Source organism: Tsuneonella sp. HG222 (genome assembly GCF_053819185.1).
Genome location: NZ_JBSOQZ010000002.1, coordinates 641,613 through 663,795 on the forward strand (window position 1 = coordinate 641,613; position 22,183 = coordinate 663,795).

The 22,183-nt window shown below is 67.6% G+C and carries 21 protein-coding genes; 8 read left to right on the forward strand and 13 right to left on the reverse strand.

Annotated elements, in window-relative coordinates:
• Positions 1–63: 63 nt before the first annotated feature.
• Genes ACWPMZ_RS14730 through ACWPMZ_RS14740 form a run of 3 tightly spaced genes read left to right on the forward strand, consistent with a single transcriptional unit; the run spans position 64 to position 7,242 of the window.
• Positions 64–912 carry an arginyltransferase gene (locus ACWPMZ_RS14730; protein ID WP_455705162.1) on the forward strand — a complete coding sequence of 283 codons (849 nt, stop codon included), beginning with the start codon at positions 64–66 and terminating at the stop codon, positions 910–912.
• A complete protein-coding gene (locus ACWPMZ_RS14735; protein ID WP_455704814.1) occupies positions 872–3,040 on the forward strand; it encodes an autotransporter assembly complex protein TamA in 2,169 nt (722 codons plus the stop codon). Before ACWPMZ_RS14730 ends, ACWPMZ_RS14735 begins: the two co-directional genes overlap by 41 nt.
• The gene (locus tag ACWPMZ_RS14740; RefSeq protein ID WP_455704815.1) at positions 3,040–7,242 is read left to right on the forward strand and encodes a translocation/assembly module TamB domain-containing protein; all 4,203 of its coding nucleotides are present in this window, start codon (positions 3,040–3,042) and stop codon (positions 7,240–7,242) included. The genes ACWPMZ_RS14735 and ACWPMZ_RS14740 overlap by 1 nt, the downstream gene beginning before the upstream one ends.
• A 33-nt stretch (positions 7,243–7,275) precedes the next feature.
• On the opposite strand, the gene ACWPMZ_RS14745 is transcribed toward ACWPMZ_RS14740, so the two are convergent.
• The 3 genes from ACWPMZ_RS14745 to ACWPMZ_RS14755 are packed head-to-tail and all read right to left on the reverse strand — an operon-like array spanning position 7,276 to position 9,622.
• A complete protein-coding gene (locus tag ACWPMZ_RS14745) occupies positions 7,276–7,836 on the reverse strand; it encodes a fasciclin domain-containing protein (protein ID WP_455704816.1) in 561 nt (186 codons plus the stop codon).
• Positions 7,837–7,846: 10 nt separating this feature from the next.
• A complete protein-coding gene (locus ACWPMZ_RS14750; RefSeq protein ID WP_455704817.1) occupies positions 7,847–8,935 on the reverse strand; it encodes a hypothetical protein in 1,089 nt (362 codons plus the stop codon).
• Positions 8,936–8,986: 51 nt separating this feature from the next.
• Complete coding sequence (locus ACWPMZ_RS14755) at positions 8,987–9,622, reverse strand: lysozyme (RefSeq protein ID WP_455704818.1); 636 nt, start codon at positions 9,620–9,622, stop codon at positions 8,987–8,989.
• 178 nt (positions 9,623–9,800) lie between these two features.
• Here ACWPMZ_RS14755 and ACWPMZ_RS14760 point away from each other — a divergent pair, with 178 nt between their 5' ends.
• Complete coding sequence (locus tag ACWPMZ_RS14760; RefSeq protein WP_455704819.1) at positions 9,801–10,010, forward strand: helix-turn-helix transcriptional regulator; 210 nt, start codon at positions 9,801–9,803, stop codon at positions 10,008–10,010.
• Complete coding sequence (locus tag ACWPMZ_RS14765; protein ID WP_455704820.1) at positions 10,010–10,663, forward strand: hypothetical protein; 654 nt, start codon at positions 10,010–10,012, stop codon at positions 10,661–10,663. The genes ACWPMZ_RS14760 and ACWPMZ_RS14765 overlap by 1 nt, the downstream gene beginning before the upstream one ends.
• A gap of 72 nt (positions 10,664–10,735) precedes the next feature.
• Here the strand turns inward: ACWPMZ_RS14765 and glnA are convergent, their stop codons facing one another.
• The 5 genes from glnA to ACWPMZ_RS14790 all read right to left on the reverse strand — a co-directional run bounded on the left by glnA (position 10,736) and on the right by ACWPMZ_RS14790 (position 15,518).
• Positions 10,736–12,145 (reverse strand): type I glutamate--ammonia ligase, encoded by a 1,410-nt coding sequence (gene glnA / locus ACWPMZ_RS14770; RefSeq protein ID WP_455704821.1) that lies wholly within the window; start codon positions 12,143–12,145, stop codon positions 10,736–10,738.
• Positions 12,146–12,214: 69 nt separating this feature from the next.
• Entirely contained in the window at positions 12,215–12,553 is a 339-nt protein-coding gene (locus ACWPMZ_RS14775) for a P-II family nitrogen regulator (RefSeq protein WP_455704822.1), read from the reverse strand.
• A 241-nt stretch (positions 12,554–12,794) separates the two neighbouring features.
• Positions 12,795–13,724 carry an N-acetyl-gamma-glutamyl-phosphate reductase gene (gene argC, locus ACWPMZ_RS14780; protein ID WP_455704823.1) on the reverse strand — a complete coding sequence of 310 codons (930 nt, stop codon included), beginning with the start codon at positions 13,722–13,724 and terminating at the stop codon, positions 12,795–12,797.
• 1 nt (position 13,725) lies between these two features.
• Positions 13,726–14,067 carry an SH3 domain-containing protein gene (locus ACWPMZ_RS14785; protein WP_455704824.1) on the reverse strand — a complete coding sequence of 114 codons (342 nt, stop codon included), beginning with the start codon at positions 14,065–14,067 and terminating at the stop codon, positions 13,726–13,728.
• A 71-nt stretch (positions 14,068–14,138) separates the two neighbouring features.
• Positions 14,139–15,518 (reverse strand): leucyl aminopeptidase family protein, encoded by a 1,380-nt coding sequence (locus ACWPMZ_RS14790; RefSeq protein WP_455704825.1) that lies wholly within the window; start codon positions 15,516–15,518, stop codon positions 14,139–14,141.
• 35 nt (positions 15,519–15,553) lie between these two features.
• Here ACWPMZ_RS14790 and ACWPMZ_RS14795 point away from each other — a divergent pair, with 35 nt between their 5' ends.
• A complete protein-coding gene (locus ACWPMZ_RS14795) occupies positions 15,554–16,369 on the forward strand; it encodes a DUF4163 domain-containing protein (RefSeq protein WP_455704826.1) in 816 nt (271 codons plus the stop codon).
• Between the two features lie 118 nt (positions 16,370–16,487).
• Positions 16,488–17,315 (forward strand): type I methionyl aminopeptidase, encoded by an 828-nt coding sequence (gene map / locus ACWPMZ_RS14800; protein ID WP_455705163.1) that lies wholly within the window; start codon positions 16,488–16,490, stop codon positions 17,313–17,315.
• Here map and ACWPMZ_RS14805 read toward each other — a convergent pair.
• From ACWPMZ_RS14805 to ccmA, 3 genes are read right to left on the reverse strand one after another with little or no spacing between them, the layout of a single operon-like run.
• The gene (locus ACWPMZ_RS14805; protein WP_455704827.1) at positions 17,272–17,787 is read right to left on the reverse strand and encodes a hypothetical protein; all 516 of its coding nucleotides are present in this window, start codon (positions 17,785–17,787) and stop codon (positions 17,272–17,274) included. The genes map and ACWPMZ_RS14805 overlap by 44 nt on opposite strands.
• Positions 17,788–18,444: a heme exporter protein CcmB gene (locus tag ACWPMZ_RS14810; protein ID WP_455704828.1), complete on the reverse strand. Its 657-nt coding sequence runs from the start codon at positions 18,442–18,444 to the stop codon at positions 17,788–17,790. It abuts the gene before it with no gap.
• Positions 18,441–19,049 carry a heme ABC exporter ATP-binding protein CcmA gene (gene ccmA / locus ACWPMZ_RS14815; RefSeq protein ID WP_455704829.1) on the reverse strand — a complete coding sequence of 203 codons (609 nt, stop codon included), beginning with the start codon at positions 19,047–19,049 and terminating at the stop codon, positions 18,441–18,443. The genes ACWPMZ_RS14810 and ccmA overlap by 4 nt, the downstream gene beginning before the upstream one ends.
• Before the next feature lie 48 nt (positions 19,050–19,097).
• Here ccmA and ACWPMZ_RS14820 point away from each other — a divergent pair, with 48 nt between their 5' ends.
• On the forward strand, positions 19,098–19,388 hold the full coding sequence (locus tag ACWPMZ_RS14820; RefSeq protein WP_455704830.1) for a 4a-hydroxytetrahydrobiopterin dehydratase: 291 nt from the start codon (positions 19,098–19,100) through the stop codon (positions 19,386–19,388).
• On the opposite strand, the gene ACWPMZ_RS14825 is transcribed toward ACWPMZ_RS14820, so the two are convergent.
• Positions 19,385–20,203 (reverse strand): SDR family oxidoreductase, encoded by an 819-nt coding sequence (locus tag ACWPMZ_RS14825; protein ID WP_455704831.1) that lies wholly within the window; start codon positions 20,201–20,203, stop codon positions 19,385–19,387. The genes ACWPMZ_RS14820 and ACWPMZ_RS14825 overlap by 4 nt on opposite strands.
• Before the next feature lie 30 nt (positions 20,204–20,233).
• Positions 20,234–22,180, reverse strand: coding sequence for an alpha/beta fold hydrolase (locus ACWPMZ_RS14830; RefSeq protein ID WP_455704832.1), 1,947 nt, complete (start codon positions 22,178–22,180; stop codon positions 20,234–20,236).
• Between the last annotated feature and the right edge of the window lie 3 nt (positions 22,181–22,183).

Here is a 22,183-nt window from a genome sequence, read left to right on the forward strand (position 1 = left end):
AGCCGGTCCATATCGGCAGGCATCGCAACTCGCACCATGGCTTCGAGAGGACCGCCCAGCACCGTGACGGCTCCGGTACGTTTTCCCCGCTTCTTCGTTACCAGCCCCGCGCCCTGTCCCTATCTGTCTGGGCGGACGGAGCGGAAGGTCTTCACCGAGCTCAAAGGGCCGCACGCCGAGGAGCTGAACGACGCGCTGGGCCGGATCGGTTTCCGCCGCAGCCAGACCGTGGCCTACCGCCCCAGCTGCCTCGATTGCCGCGCCTGCGTCTCGGTGCGCGTCGTCACGCGCGAGTTCGCCGCATCGAGCGCGCAGAAGCGCAACATGAAGCGTAACGGCGACCTCGAGGTGACCGAATGCCGCCCCTGGGCGACGGCCGAGCAGTTCGCCCTGCTGCAGAAATACCTCGGCACGCGCCACCCCGGCGGGGGCATGGCCGCCATGGACGAGATCGATTACGCGGACATGGTGGAACACACGAGTGTTTCCAGCTATGTCGTTGAATACAGGGAGCCCTCCGTCAACGGTTTGCCAGGTCGCCTCGTGGGCGCCTGTCTGACCGACCGGCAGGGTGACGGGTTGTCGATGATCTACAGCTTCTACGACCCAGAGCACGAGGTTCGGACGGGTCTTGGGAATTATATCATTCTCGATCACATACGCCGTGCAGGCTGCGACGGGCTGCCCTACGTCTATCTCGGCTACTGGGTCGAAGGATCGCAGCGGATGCAATACAAGGTCCGCTACCGCCCGCTCGAACGGCTCGGCCCGGCCGGATGGCGCCGGTTCGACGATGCCGAGCAGGCCGCCCTCATCGCCACGGCGACAGGAGGGGGCAAGGCCGCTCCTCCCGTGGACGGCGGGACCAAGGATGGTACTCCCGGCGGCCAGCAGCAGTACAAGGTCGCCTGACGCGGCAAGCCTTCGGTGGGGCGCGGCACTTACCGCGCTGCTGCTCCTGTCCGCCAATCCCGCCCTGGCGCAGGACCGCACGACGGTGCCCGCGCTCGAGGACCTGATCCCCGACGAAGCGCTCGACAATCCGGAAGGCTGGGCGGGGGGAGAGGCGTCACCCGAAACCGCGGAAGCGGAAGATGCCGCACCGGCGGTCGAGGCGGAACTCGCGGAAATGCCGCTGGTCGACGTGCCTTGGCCGGGCGAACTGGAAATTCCGGAACTGGCGCCGCTGGAACCCGAAAGCGACATCCAGTTTGCCGAGGACCTGCTCGACGTCCCTGTCCTGGTCGCTGGGGACGAGGAGCGCGTGTCGGACGAGGTGGTCCTGGCGTTCCCGACCGAACAGTCGCTGTTTCCCGAACGGCCGGATTTTCTCGAGAAGTTCAGGCAGCTTTCGACGATCGAGGAATACGACAGCGGCAACAGCGCGGCGCGCCTCGCCGCACAGGCGCGCGCGGACGAGGTGCTGCTGCTGCGGCTGCTGCGGCTCTATGGTTACTGGGATGCCCGCGTCGTGCGGTCGGTCGGCGGCGCACCGGCCGGCGAGGAGGCGCGGGCCGAGACGCTAGAGGTGCGCTTCGACATCATCCCCGGCTCGAAATATGCGGTCGGCGCGATCGACCTGGGCGACCTGGCCGCCGCGGGCGAGGATTACCGCCAGCTGCGCGAAGCCTTCGCCGTCGAGACCGGCGATCCCCTCAACCAGTTCACCATCGTGGCCGAGCAGGCCAACCTCGACAGCGCGCTGGGCGAAAGCGGCTATCCCTTCGCGGCGATCGACGATCCCGAACTGCTCGTCGACCATGACCGGCGCGAGGGCGACCTGACCCTGAAGGTCAAGCCGAACGGCAAGTACGTGTTCGGCCAGGTCACGAGCAACATGCCGGACTTCATGTCGGGCGAGCACCTTGCCGACATCGCCCGCTTCGAGCCGGGCGACCTCTACCAGCGCAGTCTCGAACTCGACCTGCGCCGCGCGATCCAGGCGACCGGCATCGTCGCCACGGCCGGCATCAAGCCCGTCGCCGTCAAGGAGCCCGCGGGCGGCGAACCGGGCGTCGTCGACATGGCAGTCGAAATGACCCCGGCCGAACTGCGGACCCTGGCGGGGTCGATCGGTTACGGTTCCGGCGAAGGCTTCAAGATCGAGGGCAGCTGGGAGCACCGCAACCTTTTCCCGCCCGAAGGCGCGCTGAAGGTCCGGGCGATCGCGGGCACACAGGAACAGCTCGCGGGCGTCACGTTCCGCCGCAACAACTTTCACGGGCGCGACCAGGTCCTGACGATCGACGCCTTCGTCAGCACGCTCGACTACAAGGCCTACGATGCGCGCACCGCCTCGCTCGTCGCGACGTTCGAGCGCGTGAGCACGCTGCTGTTCCAGAAGCCGTTCTCGTGGTCCGCGGGCATCGAACTTGTCGCGACGAGGCAGCGCGAAGCCGATGCCAACGGCGTGTTCGGCCCGTTCCAGACCTATTTCATCGGCGCCCTGCCGCTCTATGCGCAATGGGACACGAGCGACGACCTGCTCAATCCGACGCGCGGCTTCCGGCTCGGTACGCGCCTTTCGCCGGAAACCGCGCGGACCAACGATCAGCAGGCGTTCTATCTGCGCGGCCAGCTCGACGGGTCCTACTATTTCCCGGTCAACGAGAAGATCGTGGTCGCCGGGCGTGCACGTTTTGCCAGCATCCCGGGCGCCAGGATCGACCAGATCGCGCCCAGCCGCCGGCTCTACGCCGGTGGGGGCGGGTCGGTCCGCGGCTACAGCTACCAGGCGATCGGGCCGAAGAATTCGCTCGGCGATCCCACAGGCGGGCGGTCGCTGACCGAGCTCTCGCTCGAGGCGCGCATCCAGACCGGCATCCTCGACGGGGCACTGCAGGTCGTGCCGTTTGTCGATGCCGGCTCCGTGGGCGAGGATTCGGTCCCCGGGTTCGATGAGATCAAGATCGGCGCCGGCGTCGGCGTGCGCTACCTCACCGGCTTCGGACCCATCCGGGTCGACCTCGGCGTGCCGCTCAACCGCGGACCGGGCGATGCGCGCTTTGGGGTCTACGTCGGCCTGGGGCAGGCCTTCTGATGGCCGAGGAAGAGACCGTAGCAGTCGAGGACGCGCCCGTCCGGCCGCGACGTGCGGGAAGCCGCAAGGTCGCCCGGTGGCTCGGCGGCCTCGCGCTGGCCTTGCTGGCGATCATCGCCGCGACGGTGATCTTCCTCCATTCGAGCCCGGGCCGGCAGTTCATCGTCGACCGGATTGCGAAGGTCGCGCCGGCCTCCGGCCTGTCGGTCAAGGTCGGGCGCATTTCCGGCTCGGTGCTATGGGCTGCGACCCTCTACGATGTCGAGTTTCGCGACGCGCAAGGCACGTTGTTCCTCAAGGTGCCCGAGGTGGAGCTCAACTGGCGGCCCTACAAGTTCCCGACGAGCGGGCTCGACGTGCGCAATCTCGTCCTTCACGACGGCACGCTCTACAGCACACCCGACCTGAAGCCGGGCGATCCCGATGCACCGATCCTGCCCGATTTCGATATCCGGGTGGACCGCTTCGTGGTCGACAACCTGACCATCGCCAAGGGCCTGCTGGGCGACCGGCGGACGGTCGATTTCCGCGCCAAGGCCGACATCCGGCAGGGCAAGGTGTTCCTCGATGCCGACGGCGCGCTGGGCGGGGGTGACGCGTTCGACCTGCTGGTCGACGCCGAGCCAGACGGAAACAAGTTCGACCTTGATCTCGACTACCGCGCGCCGAGGGGTGGGCTGCTGGCGACGCTAGCCGGGGCCGAAGAGGATCTTCGCGCGCGGCTGGCGGGCAACGGAACCTGGACCCGCTGGGACGGCACCTTCCTGGCGCTTCAGGGCGGCGAGCGGGTGGGCGATTTCACCGTCGCCAATCGCGGCGGGGTCTATACCGTCGCGGGCCGCGCGCGGGCGGGCGAATATCTGACCGGACTTCCGGCACGCGCGCTGGGCGACAACCCCGTGATCGTCGCCGTCGGCAAATTGCAGGACAGTGTTGCAGCCGGTGCTCTCGCGCTGCGCGGGTCCGGCGTCCGGGCGAGCGTGCGCGGTGCGGTCGACCTGGCGGACAACGCGTTCGACGGCGTGCGGATCTCCGCGTCGCTGCGCGATCCCGAGCTGCTGGGCGAAGGCTTCCGGCTCGAGGGCACGAACTTCACGGCCCGGCTCGATGGACCTTTCCGCGATCTGACCGTCCCGCACGAGTTGACGGTCGAGCGGGCCAATCTGTCAGGCACCATGCTGTCGCAGATCCAACAGCGGGGCACGTTGCGATTCAACGGCACGCGCACCGTGATCCCGCTCGATGCTCGAGTCGCTCGGGTCGAAAGCGGCAATGCCATGCTCGATCCCCGCCTGGTGAACGGCGTCTTGCGCGGGCAACTGGTCCTGCAGGGCAACCGGCTGCAGGGTGACGATGTGCGGCTGGCGTTCCCGGGCCTCGCCGGAACACTGGCGCTGCGCGGCGACCTGTCCACCAACGCCTACGAGGTTTCGGGCCCGGTCCGGATGAGCGGGTTGACGCTCGACAACCTGGGCACGCTCGACGGCGGGGCGCGCATTGCGCTGCGCGTCGGTGGCGGCAGACCTTGGGCGCTCGATGCGACCTTCGAGGGCCGCATGCCCCGCGTAACCAATGAAACGCTCGCCAACCTCGCGGGAACGGGCATTCGTTTCACCGGCGGCGTGAACCTGGGCGGAGGGCGCCCCATCGTGCTGCGCAACACCCGGCTCAGCGCGAGCAAGCTTTCGCTGACGCTCGACGGTCGGATCGAAGGAGGCAGGACGACGATCGCCGGGACCGGGCGCCACGTCGACTACGGACCCTTCACGGTGGAGGCGGCGCTGGCGGGAGAAGGGCCGCGCGCGGTTCTCGTCTTTGCCAACCCGTTGCCCGCCGCCGGCCTCAAGGACGTGCGCGTCGCTCTTGCCCCCACGGCCAACGGCTTCCGCATCGACACCTCGGGCCAGTCGCTGCTCGGCCCGTTCGAGGGGTTGCTCAACCTGACCTCCCCGGCCGGCGGGCAGACCCGCATCGCGATCGAGACCCTCAAGGTCTGGCGCACGAACGTCACCGGCACGCTGGCCCTGGGCGCAGGCGCCGCGAGCGGCAACCTGCAACTGGCGGGCGGCGGGCTCGACGGCACGATCCTGCTCGCCCCCCGCGGCGGCGGGCAGGGCTTCGATCTCGACCTGACGGCGCGCGACGCGAGCTTTGCCGGCGCCACCCCGCTGACGATCGCGCGGGCCGACATCGATGCCAGCGGCTCCTTCGCGTCGGGCCGCAGCACGATCCAGGGCGCGGTGCAGGCGCAGGGCATCAGCTACGGTTCGCTCTTCGTCGGCCGCTTGGCGGGCAGGGCACAGGTGACCAACGGGACGGGCAGCTTCAACGCCTCGCTTAGCGGGCGGCGGGGAAGCCAGTTCGTGCTGCAGGTTGCCGGCGACGTGTCGCCACAACGGATCGCGGCGGCCGCCAAGGGCAGCTACGGCAACCGCCCGATCGCCATGCCGCGCCGCGCAGTTCTTCTGAAGCAGCCCGACGGCGCATGGCAGTTGCAGCCCACGCAGCTCAATTTCGGCAGCGGCGTTGCGATTGCCCAAGGCCGGTTCGGTGGCGGCGAGGCCACCACCGGCAAGATCAGCCTGTCGAAGATGCCGCTGTCGCTGATCGATGCGGTCGGCGGCGATCTCGGAATCGGCGGCACGATTTCGGGTATCATCGAGGGGCGGTCGGGCGCCGGTGGCGTGCCCGTGGGCGAGGCGCGGGTCATGGTCGACGGCCTCTCGCGCTCTGGCCTCCTGCTCACCTCGCGGCCGATCGATCTGGCGCTCGTGGCGCGGCTCGACCCGACGCTGCTGCAGGTGCGCGCGGTTATGCAGGACGACGGCGGGATCAAGGGCCGGCTACAGGGCCGCATCGCCAACCTGGCATCGAGCGGTGGCCTGTTCCGCCGTCTGCAGGACGGCGACCTGCGCGCGCAGTTGCGCTATTCCGGGCCGGCCGACGCGCTCTGGCGCCTGGCCGCCCTCGACACGCTCGATCTCACGGGCACACTCAACGTGGCGGCCGACGCCACCGGCACCCTGCGCAACCCGCAGGTGCGCGGCACGCTGGCGGGCGACGCCCTGCGCGTGCAGAGCGTGCTGACCGGCACCGACATCCGCCAGGTCAGGGCGCGCGGGCGCTTCTCCGGCTCGCGCCTGCAGCTCACGAGCTTCGCCGGGACTGCGCCCAACGGCGGCAAGGTCAGCGGCAGCGGCACGATCGACCTCAGCGATCTCGGACCGGGCCAGGGGCCCGCGCTCGACATCCGGATGGCGGCGGACAATGCGCAGATCATGGACCTGGCGACGATGGGCGCCAGCGTGACCGGGCCGATGCGGCTCGTGTCGAACGGCGTGGGCGGGACCATCGCCGGCCGGCTCAGGGTCAACCGCGCACGCTGGCGGCTGGGCGCGGCCGCCGATGCGACCGAACTGCCCAACATCCGCACCCGCGAGATCAACGTGCCGGCCGACATTGCCCCGGTCCGCGCGGCGAGTGCGCCCTGGCGTTACCTGATCGATGCCGAAGCGCGCGACCGCGTGCAGGTCGACGGGATGGGGCTGGAAAGCGAATGGAGCGCGGATGTCGTCCTGCGCGGCACCACGGCCGATCCGCGCATCGGCGGCGTGGCGCGCATCGTGCCGCGGCGCGGATCGTACAGCTTTGCCGGTACGCGGTTCGAGATCACCCGCGGGATCATCGATTTCGACGAGAACGCACCGCCCGATCCGCGTATCGACCTTGTGGCCGAAACCCGCGCCAACAACCTGTCGGTTCGCGTCGGGGTGACCGGCAACGCCACCCGGCCGGAGATCAGCTTCACCTCGACCCCGTCGCTGCCCGAGGAAGAGGTCCTCGCCCGGCTGCTGTTCGGCGGTTCGATCAGCAACCTGTCGGCAACCGATGCGCTGCAACTGGGCGCGGCGCTGGCCAGCCTGCGCGGCGGCAGCGGGATGGATCCGATCAACAAGCTGCGCCAGGCGGTCGGGCTAGACCGGCTTCGCATCGTCCCGGCAGACCCGGCGCTCGACCGCGGCACGGCGCTGGCGCTGGGCAAGCGCTTCGGCCGCCGCTTCTACGGCGAGATCATTACCGACGGTCGCGGATATAATGCGACCGAGGTCGAGTTCCGTATCACCAGCTGGCTTTCGCTGCTGGCGACGATCTCGAGCCTCGGCCGTGAAAGCGTGTCCCTCAGGTACTCGAGGGATTACTAGGCAGGGAAGCCAGGTGGCGAGAGGCCGGAGCCGCTACGCCACCAGCTTCTTCAGCAGGCCGTCCATCGGGATGGCCACGCCGTTACTGGACCGCACGGCATCGCCCGCCACAGTGGCGCGCGATCCGTCCTCGCTGGTCACAACGATCGCGTCGCCATCCTTGCTGAAGGTCAGCTTGTGGCCGCCCATCGTCTTGGCCTCGACCGCGCCGCCCTTGGACTCGATCGCGGTCTCGATGTCGGCCGGCTCGAGGTAGCCGACAACGATGTGGTCGCGCAGGACGGCGGCCATCGCCGCGCGCTGCTCCGGTTCCAGCAGCGTCTTGCCGGCATCGCCGAGCTTCTCGAACGCGGCGTCGTTGGGCACGAGGATCGTGTAGGATCCCGCACCGTCGAACACCTGCGCCAGGCCCACGTCGCCCAGCGCCGTGGCGACGGTGTTCATTCCGTCGGCGTTACCCAGCGCCTGGGCGAGCGTCTCGGTTGAAGGTTCGGCCGTGGCGGCCGTTCCTTCGGCGTCGTCACCGGCCTGCGAACAGGCGCCGAGCATGGCAAGCGAGGAAGCGGCAAGCGCCGCCAGTACGGTCTTTCTCATCATTCTCTCCCTAGCCGGCCAGCAGTTCGATCGCCGCCGCAACGAGCTGCGTCGTCGGGTCGACCTGGTAAATGTACCCGTCGCTGTAGCGATAGTTGGCGGTGGGGCTGTCGTAGTACTGCGAGCGATAGGGATAGGGAACGTTGTAGACGTCGTAGCCCATCGGCATCGGCGACCCGACCTGGATCTGGTCGCCGGTCAGCAGCGCCGCGATCGACGTGATCGCCGCGGTCTGCGGGTCCACGCGGTACAGGGCGTTGTCGGCATAGCGATAGCCGCCCTGCGGGCCGAGATCGTAGTAGTTCACGTAGTACTGCGGCACCGGGCGGGGCGCGTAGTACGTGGGCCACGGATTACCGACCGACAGCGCGCCGCCGAGCAGCGGGACATAGCCGAGGATGTTGCCGCCGTTGTACCGCAGCAGATAGCCGTCGTTGTAGAGGTAGTTGCCGCCACCGAGGCCGAGCGAGGCGAGGCCCCACCAGTCGGGGCGGTAGGTCCCGAAGCGATAATCGTCGTAGCGATCCTTCGCGAGACCCGGAGGCATGCAGCCGTTGTTCTTCTTGGCGAGGCCCGGGGGGCACCCGTCGATCACATAGCGCTGGTTGTAGTCGCCCCACCATTCGCGGCTGTCGCGCGTCTCGTAGATGCGGCGGCCGTCCTGGCTCGTGCGATAGGCGCGCTCGGGCCCTTCGGCCCGCACCACGCGCACGTCGCTGTTATTGCCGTTGCCGCGATTGCCGCGATCCCAGTCGGCACCGCGATTGTCGGGCTTCTGCGCTTTCATCGCCGGGCCGCGGTCGTCGGCCTTGGCCGCCTTGACTGCCGGCCCGCGATTGTCGGCCTTGGCCTCCTTCATCGACGGTCCGCGCGCTTCCTTCATCGAAGGACCGCCGCGGTCCTGCTGGGTCATCTGCGGGCCGCGATCGGGCTTGCCGCCACCACCGCCGCCGCCGGGCCCGTTGCCCTTCATCGACTGGCCCTGCTCGGGCTTGCCGCCGCCGCCGTTACCCTTGCCGTTTCCGTTGCCGTTGCCCTGAGACAGGGCCGGCGAAGTCGCCAGTGCGATGGCTGCGACGCCCATCAACAAATGTTTCATCGAAATTCTCCTTGCCCCGCAGAACAGGCCAATGGGGGCAGAAGTTCCCGTTCATTCCGGGGCAAGGCGCGGGGCGTCGGACAGCCCGTAGAGAGCCGCTTCCGCCGCGCGGCGCCGGACGAGCCCGCGAAGCACGCGGCCGCCGGCCAGATTCCACCTCGCGAACTCGCGCGCCGCGCCTGCGAAGTCGCCCGCAATGTGCCGCTGTGTCAGTGTGGCGCGGCGGATCGCCCCGGTGTTGTAATGGAAGCTGACGAGCGCATCGAACTGCGCTTGCGATGTCGGCGCCTGTCCGATCGCCTCGGCCACGTCGGCGGCGTGGCGCGCGATGTCGCTCAGCAGCCGGGCATCGCACTGCGCCTGGCTCCAGACCGTCCCCTGGCCGATGCCCGCGCCGGTCGCACCCCAGCCGATGGTCCACGGGGCGCCGCTGCCCGTGCCGGTTCGCGCCAGGATGCTCGCGGGATCGGGGTAGGCTTCGACCATGCCGTCGGGCCGCAGACGAGCACACCCTTCAAACCGCTTGATGAGCGCGACCCCGCGTTCGCCGACGGACCAGCCCTGCGAAGGGGGCGCGGTATCGGCTTGCGCCGCGTCGATGGCCGCATCGAGCGTCGCCACCTCGGCTTGGCGGAAACCCCGGCCGATCATTCGCCGGACCGCGTCGAAGATCGTCTTGCGCTGCATGCGGCCGCCTCTCGAATCGGAATTGGGAGGCGCACTGATTAGGCATGGGCGGGGGCTGTAGGAAAATGGTTTTTCGCGGCGCGCGGGCATCGGAGGCCGGCAAGCTTTCCTGTCAAGAGCTCTTGACTGTCAAGAGCTCTTGACTGTAAAGAGCTCTTGTCAGCGCAGGAGCGATTCGTTGGAAAACCACCTGAAAACCTTCCGCGAGGGGCGGGGCTGGAGCCAGGGAGAACTGGCGCGCCGGCTCGGCGTGTCGCGGCAGACGATCAACGCGGTGGAAACCGACAAGTACGATCCCTCCCTCCCGCTGGCGATGCGAATGGCGAGGCTTTTCAACGCGGCCATCCCCGATCTCTTCGTGGATCGCTGGGAACCGGAGGAGGAGTGATGGAGATGACGCAGGTGCGCACGAGCAGGCAGAAGGCGACGAAGGCGGCCATGGCCGCCGCGCTGGGCGGGCTTTGCGGCTTCGTGGGGATGTTCGCGATCATGCGATTGACCGACGGCGCGGGGGTGGACGATCTCGACGGATCCACCGTTGTCGCGCTGGGCGTGGCGCTGATCTACGTCCTGATGGGCGTGTTCTGCGGGCTGGGCGCGATGCTCCCCGGGCTGGGCTCCAAGGTGCTCAACGTGGAGGACGAGGAGGAACTGCGCGAACAGCGCGCCCTGCTCGGCTACTCGTCCGCGGGCATCCTGGCGCTGGGCGTGGCCCTGGCCCTGGCGGCGCTCGCCGGACCGGTCGGGATGGTGCCCGACGGGATCGCCCTGGCGGGTGTCGTCGTGTCGATCGCCGCCGCCGTTTGGCTGACGTTCGTTCAGATGCGCGGCGCCGACGAACTGCTCCGCGCCGTTTCGCGCGAGACGGCCGCCGCGGCGTTCTACCTTATCGCGCTGGTCGGGGGCGGCTGGTCGCTGCTGGCGCATTTCGCCTGGGCCGCGGCCCCGGCATCGCTCGACTGGCTGTCGATGCTCTGGGGCCTGATGCTCCTTGCCGCATTCGTCGCCACCGGGCGCCGGGGAATGCTGGCGCCGCGCTGACCGGGTATCGGCTAAAGGAAAGGGCGCCCGGATCGCTCCGGACGCCCTTTCATCTTCTGCGTAGATTCGTCCTCAGGACGAGTAGTACATGTCGAATTCGACCGGGCTGGGGGTCGTTTCGAACCGCAGCACTTCGGGCCACTTGAGCTCGATGTAGGCTTCGATCTGGTCGACCGTGAACACGTCGCCCTCGAGCAGGAACTCGTGGTCGGCGGCCAGACAATCCAGCGCTTCGCGCAGCGAACCGCAGACCGTGGGCACCTCGGCCAGTTCGGCCGGCGGCAGGTCGTACAGGTTCTTGTCCATCGCCTCGCCCGGGTGGATCTTGTTCCGGATCCCGTCGAGCCCCGCCATCAGCAGAGCCGAATAGCACAGGTAGGGGTTGGCCATCGCGTCGGGGAAGCGGAATTCCACGCGCTTGGACTTCTCGCCCGTGCCGTAGGGGATGCGGCACGAGGCCGAACGGTTGCGCGCCGAATAGGCCAGCAGCACCGGCGCCTCGTAGCCCGGGACCAGCCGCTTGTAGCTGTTGGTCGTAGGGTTGGTGAAGGCGTTGAGCGCCTTGGCGTGCTTGATCACGCCGCCGATGAAGAACAGGCAGGTTTCCGACAGCCCGGCATAGCCGTTGCCGGCGAAGGTGGGCTTGCCCTCGGTCCAGATCGAGATGTGGGTGTGCATGCCGGAACCGTTGTCGGTCTTGATCGGCTTGGGCATGAAGGTCGCCGTCTTGCCATAGGCCTGGGCAACCATCATCACGACGTACTTGTAGATCTGCATCCGGTCGGCGGTGGTGGTCAGCGTGCCGAAGGTCAGGCCCAGTTCGTGCTGCGCGGCGGCCACCTCGTGGTGGTGCTTGTCGCACGGCAGGCCCATTTCCAGCATGGTCGAGACCATCTCGGCGCGGATGTCGACGCAGCTGTCAACCGGGGCGACCGGGAAGTAACCACCCTTGGCGCGCGGACGGTGGGCCAGGTTGCCGCCGTCGAGCTCGGCGCCGGTGTTGGTCGGCAGCTCGATGTCGTCGATCTGGAAGCCCGAGCCGGCGTAGCCGTCCTCGAAACGCACGTCGTCGAACATGAAGAACTCGGCTTCCGGCCCGACGTAGACGGTGTCGCCGAAGCCGGCCGCCTTGACGTAGGCCTCGGCGCGCTTGGCGGTCGAACGCGGATCGCGCGCATACCATTCGCCGGTCGAGGGTTCGACGATGTCGCAGAAAATGATCATCATCGGCGTCGCGCTGAACGGATCGACGTAGACCGCCTCGAGGTCGGGCTTGAGGATCATGTCGGACTCGTTGATCGCCTTCCAGCCCTCGATCGACGAACCGTCGAACATCAGGCCTTCCTCGAGCTCATCCTCGCCCAGAATGCCGGCCACCATGGTCAGGTGCTGCCACTTGCCCTTGGGATCGGTGAAGCGAAGATCGACCCATTCGATCTCCTCGTCCTTGATCCGGTTAACGATGTCCTTTGCACTGGCCATGATCGTCCTTCCTTGGGGATGCCTGTTCGTGTTGGTCGGGCGGCCGCGGCGCGTGCCGGGCCGATTGGATTAGATGGCGGAATCGTCCTTCTCGCCGGTGCGGATGCGCAGCGCGGTGTCGATGGTGGAGACGAAGATCTTGCCGTCGCCGATGCGGCCGGTCTGGGCCGCAGCGGCGATCGCCTCGACGACGCGTTCGGCCTGGTTGTCCGCAACGACGACTTCCAGCTTCACCTTGGGCAGGAAGTCGACGACGTACTCGGCGCCGCGATAGAGTTCGGTGTGGCCCTTCTGCCGGCCGAAGCCCTTCGCCTCGGTCACGGTGATGCCGGACACGCCCACTTCGTGCAGCGCTTCCTTCACCTCGTCGAGCTTGAAGGGCTTTATGATGGCTTCGATCTTTTTCACATGACCCCTGCGAGTAAAGCCGGCCCGCGCCCCCGTACGGGCGGGTCCGGGCGATCCGACGAATTCCCGGCAACCATTCTACAAGAATCGTGCCAAGGCGCGATGCGGCTGGGGTAGACGTTGGCGTGCGCCTGCGAAAGGGCGGAATCGCAAGATTGGCCCTCGAATTGCTATGCCGAGCGAAACTTTCGTGCGCGTGATCGTGCCCTAGCAAAGGGCATCGCTGCTCAAAATTGAGGCACTAGAGCCGCAGGCCCGCGGTCTCGTCCAGCCCGGCCATGAGATTGAGGCTCTGCACCGCCGCGCCGCTCGCGCCCTTGCCAAGGTTGTCGAGCACGGCAACCAGCCGAGCCTGCGACCCGTCGGACGAGGGGAAGACGTGCAGGTCCATCGCGTCGGACGGGGCGCGCGACCTGCGCAGCAGCAGCTCGCCGCCCTCGGGCTCCGCACCCATGCGCACAATCCGGCTGCCGGCATAGAAGTCGGTCAGGCATTCACGCAGCGCGGCGGGCGCGGCGGCACCGTCCATCGCGGACAGCGGCAGCGGAATTTCGACGACCATGCCGCGATGCGCCGGGATCACAGCCGGAGTAAACAGCGGGGGCAGTGCCAGCCCGCAGCGATCCTGCATCTCGGGCACATGCTTGTGGCCCAGCGCCAGCGCATAGCCGCGCCAGGCGATGTCGTCGTCTTCCTCGAACCGGGCGATCAGGCTCTTGCCGCCGCCCGAATAGCCGGACACCGCGTTGCAGGTGTAGGGCCAGTCGGCAGGCAGCAGCCCGGCGCGGACCAGCGGGGCGAGCAGGGCAATGAAGCCGGTCGAATAGCAGCCCGGGTTCGATACCCGCGCGGCGCCGGCGACGGCTTCGCGCCCGACAAGTTCGGGAAAGCCGTAGACCCAGCCCGGCGCAACGCGGTGCGCGGTCGAGGCGTCGACCACGCGGGTCGCGCTGCCAGGCTCGATCAGCGCTACTGCTTCGCGTGCGGCATCGTCGGGCAGGCACAGGACGGCAAAGTCGCTGGTGTTGAGCGCCTCGGCCCGCGCGGCGGGATCCTTGCGCCGATCGCCTTCCAGCACGACCAGCTCGAACTCGCTGCGCCCGGCAAGCCGGTCGGCGATCTCGAGGCCGGTCGTCCCGGCGCCGCCGTCGATGAAGACCCTGGCGCTCATCTCATCCGATCGCCGGTTCGAGCCGGTCGAGTCGGACGTAGCCTACCGGACCTTCCAGCGAGAGACAGCCCCAGGCCCAGACACCCGCCACGTCGAGCACTTCGAAGCTGTCGCCTTCCAGCAGGGTGCACAGCTCGGCCGCGCCTTCGCCGGTCCCGGCCAGCAGCGGCGCGCCGCCCGGCATCACGCTGCGCGGCTGGGGCACGGCGTAGTGCGGCACGAAATGCTTACCCGCGAGCGCGATGTGCGCCAGGTCGCCGCGCAGCGGCACGCGCTGCGGATCGGGCCGCGCTGCGGGCCCCGCGAGGGCATAGGGCCCGTGCGCGTGCGGTTGCTGGCTCATGACGAGCGCCGCTTAGACTGCGGTGCGGGCACGGGCAAGCGGGCGGACCGATCGTTCCGCAAAGTCGGCCCTCAGGCGTAGCGGGCCTGCACCATGTGCCATGCTGCACGTAGCCCCAGCGCGGCGCCGCCCTTGGGCCGGCCGGGCTTGGCCGCCGGGCGCCAGGCGAAGGTGTCGAAATGCGCCCAGTCGGTGCCCTTGGTCACGAACTTGTCGAGGAACAGGGCCGCCACGCTGGCACCGGCAAAGGCGTTGGCGTGGGCGTTGATCACGTCGGCGATGTCGGACTTGAGCCATTCGGCATAGGCTTCGTGCAGCGGCAGGCGCCACACCGGATCGTCGACCTCGCGACCGGCCGCGATCAGCGCATCGGCGGTCTCGTCTTCGCGCGCGAACATCGCCGGCAGGTCCGGCCCCAGGGCGACGCGCGCCGCGCCGGTCAGGGTGGCGAAGTCGATGATCAGGTCGGGGTCGCTCTCGCAGGCCAGCGCCAGGGCATCGCCCAGCACGAGACGCCCCTCGGCATCGGTGTTGCCGATCTCGACCGAAAGCCCCTTGCGGCTTTTCAGCACGTCGCCGGGGCGGAATGCATTGCCGGCGATCGCGTTCTCGACCGCCGGGACCAGGCACTGCAATCGCACCTTGAGCCCCGCGCCCATGATCAGGCCCGCCAGCGCCAGCGCGTGCGCCGCGCCGCCCATGTCCTTCTTCATCAACAGCATGCCGCTGCCCGGCTTGATGTCCAGCCCGCCCGAATCGAAGCACACGCCCTTGCCGACGATGGTCAGGCGCGGGTGCTTGTCGTTGCCCCAGTCCAATTCGATCATGCGCGGCGCGTGGTTGCGCGCGGCGGCGCGGCCCACGGCGTGGACCATGGGGAATTCCTGCTCCAGCGCGTCGCCGCGGGTCACCTTGATCGTCGCGCCGTGTTCCTTGGCCAGCTTCTCGGCAATATTCTCGAGCGCGGCGGGGCCCATGTCCTCGGCCGGCGTGTTGACCAGGTCGGCCACCATGTTCGCGGCCCGCGCCTCGGCAATGGCCGCGGCGGCCTTCTTCGCCTGGCCGGTCAGCAGGATGCGCGGGCCTTCGCCCTTGTCGTCCTTGTACTTGGTGAAGCGATGCTGCGCGGTCTGCCATCCGAAGAGGGCGGCCCCGGGCTCGCCGTTCGCCAGGCGGTAGATGCCAGCAGGCAGCACGTCGGCAAGCTTGGCCAGGCACCAGCTCGACAGCTCGGCCGGGTCGGCCACGCCGCCCACCGGGAACCACCCGTCGCCATCGGGGACGATCGCGGTTTCATAGCCGCCACCGGTGAACTTCTGCGCCGCCAGCGCCGCGCGCTGCGGGGCCGAGAGGGTCTTGGCCCAGTCCTCGAACCCGTCCTTGTCGACCAGATGGATGGGAATTGCATCCTGCCCGCGATCCGGCTGGATTAGGTCGGTGTTCTTGCTCATAGGAGGCTCACTTAATGATTGCCCGGAGAATGCCAATGCCGCGCGTCATGTTCCTCGCTGCCTCCGCCGCGTTGGCCCTGGCCGGCTGCAGGCAGGGGCAGGAGGCCGACGAATCGACACAGCCGACGGCGAGCGCTTCCGCCGGCGGAGCTAGCGCCAGCGCCACGGCGTCCTCGCCGGGCCAGGGAAAGTCGGTCAAGACGGAGACCGACAGCTATACCTTCGAGTATTCCTATCCCGCGCAGGCCGCCGCGATCCCCGCGCTCGCCGCCTGGCTCGACGCCGATGCCGCGAAGGCGCGCGACGAGCTGGAAGGCGAGGCGCTGTCGGCGAAAAAGGAATCCGAGACCGAGGATTTTCCCTTCCACCAGCACAGCTTCCAGGAAACCTGGAAGGTCGTGGCCGACCTGCCCGGCTGGCTCAGCCTGTCGGGCGATTTCGCCACCTACAGTGGAGGCGCGCACGGCATGTACGGCCTGGAAGGGTATGTCTGGGACAAGGCCCGGGCGCGCGGCTTCAAGTCGGAAGAGCTGTTCGAGTCGCCCGACTACCTCGGCAGCACGATCGGCGATCCGCTGTGCGCGGCGCTCAACAAGGAGCGCGCCGCAAAGGGCATGGAACCCGAAACAGGGCCCGATGCCGTCTTCCCGGCGTGCCCTTCGCTCAAGGAGGCGACGATCCTCGTCGGTTCGTCCAACGGCAAGACTTTCGACCGGATCACCGTGTGGTACGGCCCCTACGTCGCAGGCTCCTACGCCGAAGGGGCCTACGAACTCGATTTTCCGATGACCGCGCAGATGCTGGAAGCAGTCAAGCCGGCCTATCGCGGCGCGTTCAGCATGAAGCGCTAGCCGCAGGCCGCCCGGCGCCCGGTTTTACTGCCGGGCGGGGCGGCAGTCGCGGGGGCGCAAGGGCAGGGAAGGGCACAGCCCACTCGCATTTTCGGGCCGGTGTCGCTACATGCGCGCCATGACCGAATACCAGCACATCACCGGCACCGAGACCGCCATCCGCGACGGCACGATCAAGCTTCATGGGCCGGAGGGCTTCGCGGGAATGCGCGCCGCCGGGCGCCTTGCGGCCGAAATCCTCGACGCGCTGGCCGATCTCGTCGTGCCCGGCGTTTCGACCGAGGAACTCGACGATTTCGTGCGCGAGCGGACGCTGGCGGGCGGCGCGGTGCCGGCGACGATGGGCTATCGCGGCTATGCACATTCGTGCTGCATCTCGATCAACCACGTCGTATGCCACGGCATCCCCAGCGACAAGCGGCTGAAGGACGGCGACATCGTCAACATCGACGTGACCCCGCTGCTCGACGGCTGGCACGGCGACACCAGCCGCATGTACCTGGTGGGCGATGTACCGCTGAAAGCGAAGAAGCTGGTCGACATGACCTACGAATGTCTGATGCTCGGCATCGAGCAGGCGAAACCCGGCGCCCGGCTGGGCGACATCGGCGCGGCGATCCAGGCCCATGCCGAAGCCCAGCGTTACGGCGTGGTGCGCGAGTTCTGCGGCCATGGCCTGGGCCGCCTGTTCCACGACGCGCCCGAAGTGGTCCACGCAGCCAAGGCCGGCACCGGCCCCGAACTGCGCCCCGGGATGTTCATGACGATCGAACCGATGATCAACCTCGGCAAGCCGTGGGTGAAGCTGCTGAGCGACGGCTGGACCGCGGTGACCCGTGACAAGAGCCTGTCAGCGCAGTTCGAACACTCGATCGGCATCACCGAGGACGGGTGTGAGATATTCACCCAGAGCCCGACGGGGCGGGACAAGCCGCCTTACTTATAGGTTTTCCAACCGAATTCATTGCAGAGCTGGCGATCCAGTTTCTCGAATGCGGCAAAAATCGATCCTTCGTCTGGAAGCGCAATTTCCGCTGGGCGCGAATATCGGAAGAATGAAGTCGGTAGGGCTCAGATAGGTGCCCGACAATTTCTGCGAGGTTTTCGACGTCAGATTGAAATCCCACGGTTTCCGCGTGCTGGAGGGCCTTCACCAAATCGTGACCAATCGCAGTTCGAAGGTGGTTTGGGTCAGGGTCGCCTCCAAATTTCACATAGGCGGCTTTCAGGAACAGTTCGAAACCTAAACCTACAAGGTAGTGGAGTGAGAGAGAAAACGTCCCGTTGAAGGCAAATTTTTCAACATCCACGATATCGTGTTCATGGGCATAATTGACGGAGCTTTCGTGAAGAAGCTTCGCTGCCAAAGCGTGGCATCGACCGCTTTCAAAAAGGTCTTCCGGGTCTACTTGATCCATCTAACCCTCCCGCGCGGCCCGGATCGCAGCTCCGGCCGCGAACGGCGTCACCGCGCAGAGCAGCAGGCTGATTGCCGCGGTGAACGCGAGGCCTGCGGTTCCTCCGGTCGAGAGCGCGCCGGCGCCGAAGATCAGCAGCGGCACCGCCAGCGGGACGAGCAACAGGCCGGCCAGCGCGGCTCCTGCGCGCAGGCTGAGGGTCAGGGCGGCGATCATCAGGCCGATGGCAGCGAGGCCGGGCGTGCCGGCGAGCAGGCCCCATTCGAGGGTGGCTAGCGTCTCTCCCGAGAGCCCGAGCAGCGCGGCCGCCGGCAGAGTTGCGAGCATCAGCGGCGGGCCGAAGCTGAGCCAGTGGGCGAGGAGCCGGATGGCGACGACCACTTCCTCCGATATGCCGCGCAAGTGAAACTGGTCGAAGAAACCCTGCTCGAAATCGGGTGCCAGCAGGCGGTCGAGCGGCAGGATCGCCGCGAGCAGAGCCGCGACCCACACCACGCCGCCACCGGCGCGCGCCAGCAGCACCGGGTCGGGCCCCACGGCGAAGGGAAACAGCATCGCCACGGCCAGGAAGAACAGCACGGGCAGCACCGCGCCGCCACGCCGCCCACCGCCGAAGGCCAGCGCCAGGTCGCGGCGCAGGAGGGTGGCGAGGATCATTGCGGGTGGTCCCGCAAGTCGAGTATTTGGGGCGCTTCCAGTATCACTGGCTGGTGCGATGCGATCACGACAACTCCGCCATCGCTGCGATGCCGGGAGATCAGTTGTTCGACAAGTTGGATGCCATCAGCGTCCAAGCCGTTCAAAGGCTCATCCAAGAGCCAGTGATCCGCTTGCTGCGCGAGCAATCGCGCGAGAGATGCCCGCTTTCTTTGCCCGGTCGATAAGTAACGCACAGGAACATCGGCAAGTGCCGAAAGACCCACACTGCCGAGATCGGCGGGCCTTTCGTCCAGAGATTTCCAGAACTGAAGAGCGCGACCCAGCGGGAGATGTTCGTCGAGGGCAAGATGGCCGTCGAGAAAAGCGACGTTGCCCTGCCACTCGACCCGTCCCCGTCTCGGAAGCGCCTCGTTCTCGAAATAGGTCAGCGAAGGCGGCAGAAGTCCCGCGAGTATGCGTAGCAGGCTCGTTTTGCCGATGCCGTTAGGCCCGACCAAATGAATCGCCGCTCCCTTCTCGGCCCACAGGTCGAGCGAACCGAACAGCAGCCGATCGCCACGGCGGCAGAACAGTTCCCAGGCAGTCAGGCCGCTCGCTTGCATGGAGCGGGGCGATAAGCGAAAGGCCTTGCGCTAACAAGGAGACCGGGCATGGCTATCGCCGAACTGACCGCAGCCGACCGCGATGCCGCACTGGCCGATCTGCCGGGCTGGGCGCTGTCCCGCGAGGGCAAGGCGATCGAGCGGACCTTCACCTTCGCCGACTTCAGCGAGGCCTTCGGCTTCATGGCGCGCGTCGCGCTGCTGGCCGAAAGGCAGGACCATCATCCCGAGTGGTTCAACGTCTGGGACCGGGTGGAGATAACCCTGACCACGCACGATGCCGGCGGCCTCTCGATGCGCGACGTTAAGATGGCCGGGGCGATCGACGCGTTGCTCTAGCGCCCGCTGACCTTGTCGTGCGCTTCGGCCAGCAGGCGGGTTCGCTTGTTGAGGTAGCCGGGCATCCAGCGGGTGATGAATTGCAGCTTGCGCGCCGTCTTGCCCACCAGATGGTGAGTGCGGTCGCTGGAAACCGCGTCCCAGGCCGCCTGCGCCACGACCTCGACCGGCGTGAACTCCAGCCCCGCCTCGACCACGGCGTCGCGGATCTTGACGTTGCGGCTGCGGTTGGGCGTGTTCTGCAGCAGCGGCGTGTCGATGAAGCTGGGCATCAGGCTGCGCACCCGGATGCCCTGCGCCGACCACTCGGCATCGAGGGATTCGGTCAGGCTGCGCACGGCCGCCTTGGTCGCGCCGTAGAGGCTCTGGTTCGCCATGCCGTGCAGCGCCGCGGCGCTCGCCGTGTTGATCAGGCACGATCCCGGGGCGCTCTCCTTGAGATAGGGGTAGCTGGCCTGCGCGCCGTAGACGACGCCGAGGAAGTTGACGCGGGCGATCCGGTCGATCTCCTCCAGCGTGCACTCCATCAACGGGCCGCCCAGGGAAATGCCGGCATTGTTGGCCACCACGTCGATCCGCCCGCCGCTCGCGCGCGCGGTCACCCGCAAGGCATCGTCCCACGCCTGCCGGTCGGACACGTCGAAGACGTGCTGGTACGAATAGCCGCCCGGCAGCAGCGCCTCGGTTTCCTTCATCCCCTCGTCATTGGTGTCGCCCAGGCCGACGAACCAGCCCTCCGCGCCGAACTTTACCGCGATGGCGCGGCCGATGCCCGAACCGCCACCGGTGATGAAGATCGTCTTCCTGACAGCCATCGCGCAATCCTCCCGCGAAGGGGAATGGCCTCAAGCCGTGAGCGCTTCAAGCCCTTTCACATGGTCTTCGCCGGTGCGGATTTCGGCGGTCGACAGGGCCAGCGTGGCCCCGACGGGTTCGGCCCTCCCGCCCAGGATTTCGGCGAGGAAGTTCTCCGCGATGGCCATGAAGGCGATGGAGTTTTCCGGACGGGCGAAGCCGTGGCCCTCGTCGGGGAAAACGACATAGGTCACCGGGATGCCGTGCTTCTCCATCGCGGCGACGATCTGGTCGCTTTCGCTCTGCTTGACGCGCGGATCGTTGGCGCCCTGGCCGATCAGCAGCGGGCGGCAGATCCTGTCGGCACTGTGCAGCGGGCTGGCGGCCATCAGCAGTTCCTTGCCTTCGGGCGTCGACGGGTTGCCCATCCGCTCGTGGAACTGGCGCACCACCGGTTCCCAGTAGGGCGGGATCGTCTCGAGCAGCGTCTCGAGGTTCGAGGGGCCGACGATGTCGACGCCGCAGGCGAAGACCTCTGGCGTAAAGGCCAACCCGGCGAGCGTGGCATAACCGCCGTAGCTGCCGCCCATGATGGCGACCTTGTCTCTCAGCGCGATGCCCTCGGCCACTGCCCAGTCGACCGCGTCGAGCAGGTCGTCATGCATCTTCCTGCCCCACTCGAGGTTGGCGGCATTGATGAAGTCCTTGCCGAACCCAGTCGAGCCCCGGAAATTCACGCTGAGCACCGCATAACCGCGATTGGCGAAAAGCTGGTGATGGCGATTGAGGCCATAGCCGTCGCGTGCCCAGGGGCCGCCGTGAACCAGCAGGACCAGCGGAACCGGGCTTTCCGCCCCTGCGGGCAGGGTCAGATAGCTGACCAGCGTCAGTCCGTCGCGCGAAGGGATTTCGATCGGCTGCATCGGCTGGAGCGGCGCGCCGACAAGTTCGGGCCGGCTGACGTGAAGTTCCTCGAGCGTCTGGGCCGTGCGATCGAACAGCAGCGCGCGCGTCGGGCCGGACTTGGGCTCATGGCCCACGATCCAGAGGGTATCGTCGTCAGTGCGCGACATGACACCGAACTCGCCGTCGAGACGGCTGCGCAGCCAGTCGAGCGAGGTCTTCATGCCCTGCTCGAGGGCGGTCCATTCGGTCTTGAAGTAATTAACGGCGAAGGCTTCCACCTCGCCCGTCAGCGGGTGGCGCAGCGTGCCGCCGATGTCGGCTTTTTCGTTCTCGGCGATCAGCGTGCGCTTGCCGGTTTCGATGTCCTCGGCGAACAGCGCGCCGGTGTTACGGCCGCGGCTGTCGATCCAGTACAGCGTCTTGCCGTCGGCGGTGAAACCGGCGGGCGAGGTCGACAGCGAATCCTCCAGACCCCAGGTTTCGCGCGGGGTTTCGCTCGCCACACCGTCGACCACGTCGAACACGTCGTTGCCGCCGGCCGCGTTCTGCCGCATCGCCATGCGCAAGGTCAGGCTTTCGTCGGCAAGGAAGCCGGCGAAATTGCCGGTGTTCTCGAACACCTGTTCGAGCTCTCCGGTCTTCAGGTCCAACAGGTGGACGTCGTGCAGCCGCTCGTCGCGGTTGTTCAGCCCGACCAGCACCTTGTCGCGGATGAGGTTCGACAGGCCCAGCAGCCGGGCACGGGTCTTCTCGAAGGGGGTCAGGCAGCGTTCGGCGCCGCTATCGAGGTCGACCTGGTAGAGCAGGAAGTTCTCGTCGCCCGCCTTGTCCTGCACATAGAGCAGGCTGCGCGAATCCGGCGCGAAGGAAAACCCGGGGATCGGCCGATCCTTCGCCGAGGTCATGCGGCGCGCCGCCGATCGGTCCGCGACCGGGGCGACGTGAACGTTGAGCACGCCCTCGAACGGCTGCAGCCAGCCGAGCCACTTACCGTCCGGACTGATCTGGGTGGCGATCCGGCTGGGATTGCCGAACAGCGCATCGCGGGAAATGAGGGGGACGGCGGCAACGGCCTGTGCTGCAGTGGTCAAGAA

What these genes read in the sequence shown, in the direction of transcription:
- ACWPMZ_RS14735 (WP_455704814.1), top strand. Translation starts at nt 872, where the DNA reads ATGGTACTCCCGGCGGCCAGCAGCAGTACAAGGTCGCCTGACGCGGCA.
- ACWPMZ_RS14740 (WP_455704815.1), top strand. Translation starts at nt 3,040, where the DNA reads ATGGCCGAGGAAGAGACCGTAGCAGTCGAGGACGCGCCCGTCCGGCCG.
- ACWPMZ_RS14745 (WP_455704816.1), bottom strand. Translation starts at nt 7,836, where the DNA reads ATGAGAAAGACCGTACTGGCGGCGCTTGCCGCTTCCTCGCTTGCCATG.
- ACWPMZ_RS14750 (WP_455704817.1), bottom strand. Translation starts at nt 8,935, where the DNA reads ATGAAACATTTGTTGATGGGCGTCGCAGCCATCGCACTGGCGACTTCG.
- ACWPMZ_RS14755 (WP_455704818.1), bottom strand. Translation starts at nt 9,622, where the DNA reads ATGCAGCGCAAGACGATCTTCGACGCGGTCCGGCGAATGATCGGCCGG.
- ACWPMZ_RS14765 (WP_455704820.1), top strand. Translation starts at nt 10,010, where the DNA reads ATGGAGATGACGCAGGTGCGCACGAGCAGGCAGAAGGCGACGAAGGCG.
- glnA (WP_455704821.1), bottom strand. Translation starts at nt 12,145, where the DNA reads ATGGCCAGTGCAAAGGACATCGTTAACCGGATCAAGGACGAGGAGATC.
- argC (WP_455704823.1), bottom strand. Translation starts at nt 13,724, where the DNA reads ATGAGCGCCAGGGTCTTCATCGACGGCGGCGCCGGGACGACCGGCCTC.
- ACWPMZ_RS14785 (WP_455704824.1), bottom strand. Translation starts at nt 14,067, where the DNA reads ATGAGCCAGCAACCGCACGCGCACGGGCCCTATGCCCTCGCGGGGCCC.
- ACWPMZ_RS14790 (WP_455704825.1), bottom strand. Translation starts at nt 15,518, where the DNA reads ATGAGCAAGAACACCGACCTAATCCAGCCGGATCGCGGGCAGGATGCA.
- ACWPMZ_RS14795 (WP_455704826.1), top strand. Translation starts at nt 15,554, where the DNA reads ATGCCGCGCGTCATGTTCCTCGCTGCCTCCGCCGCGTTGGCCCTGGCC.
- map (WP_455705163.1), top strand. Translation starts at nt 16,488, where the DNA reads ATGACCGAATACCAGCACATCACCGGCACCGAGACCGCCATCCGCGAC.
- ACWPMZ_RS14805 (WP_455704827.1), bottom strand. Translation starts at nt 17,787, where the DNA reads ATGGATCAAGTAGACCCGGAAGACCTTTTTGAAAGCGGTCGATGCCAC.
- ACWPMZ_RS14810 (WP_455704828.1), bottom strand. Translation starts at nt 18,444, where the DNA reads ATGATCCTCGCCACCCTCCTGCGCCGCGACCTGGCGCTGGCCTTCGGC.
- ccmA (WP_455704829.1), bottom strand. Translation starts at nt 19,049, where the DNA reads ATGCAAGCGAGCGGCCTGACTGCCTGGGAACTGTTCTGCCGCCGTGGC.
- ACWPMZ_RS14820 (WP_455704830.1), top strand. Translation starts at nt 19,098, where the DNA reads ATGGCTATCGCCGAACTGACCGCAGCCGACCGCGATGCCGCACTGGCC.
- ACWPMZ_RS14825 (WP_455704831.1), bottom strand. Translation starts at nt 20,203, where the DNA reads ATGGCTGTCAGGAAGACGATCTTCATCACCGGTGGCGGTTCGGGCATC.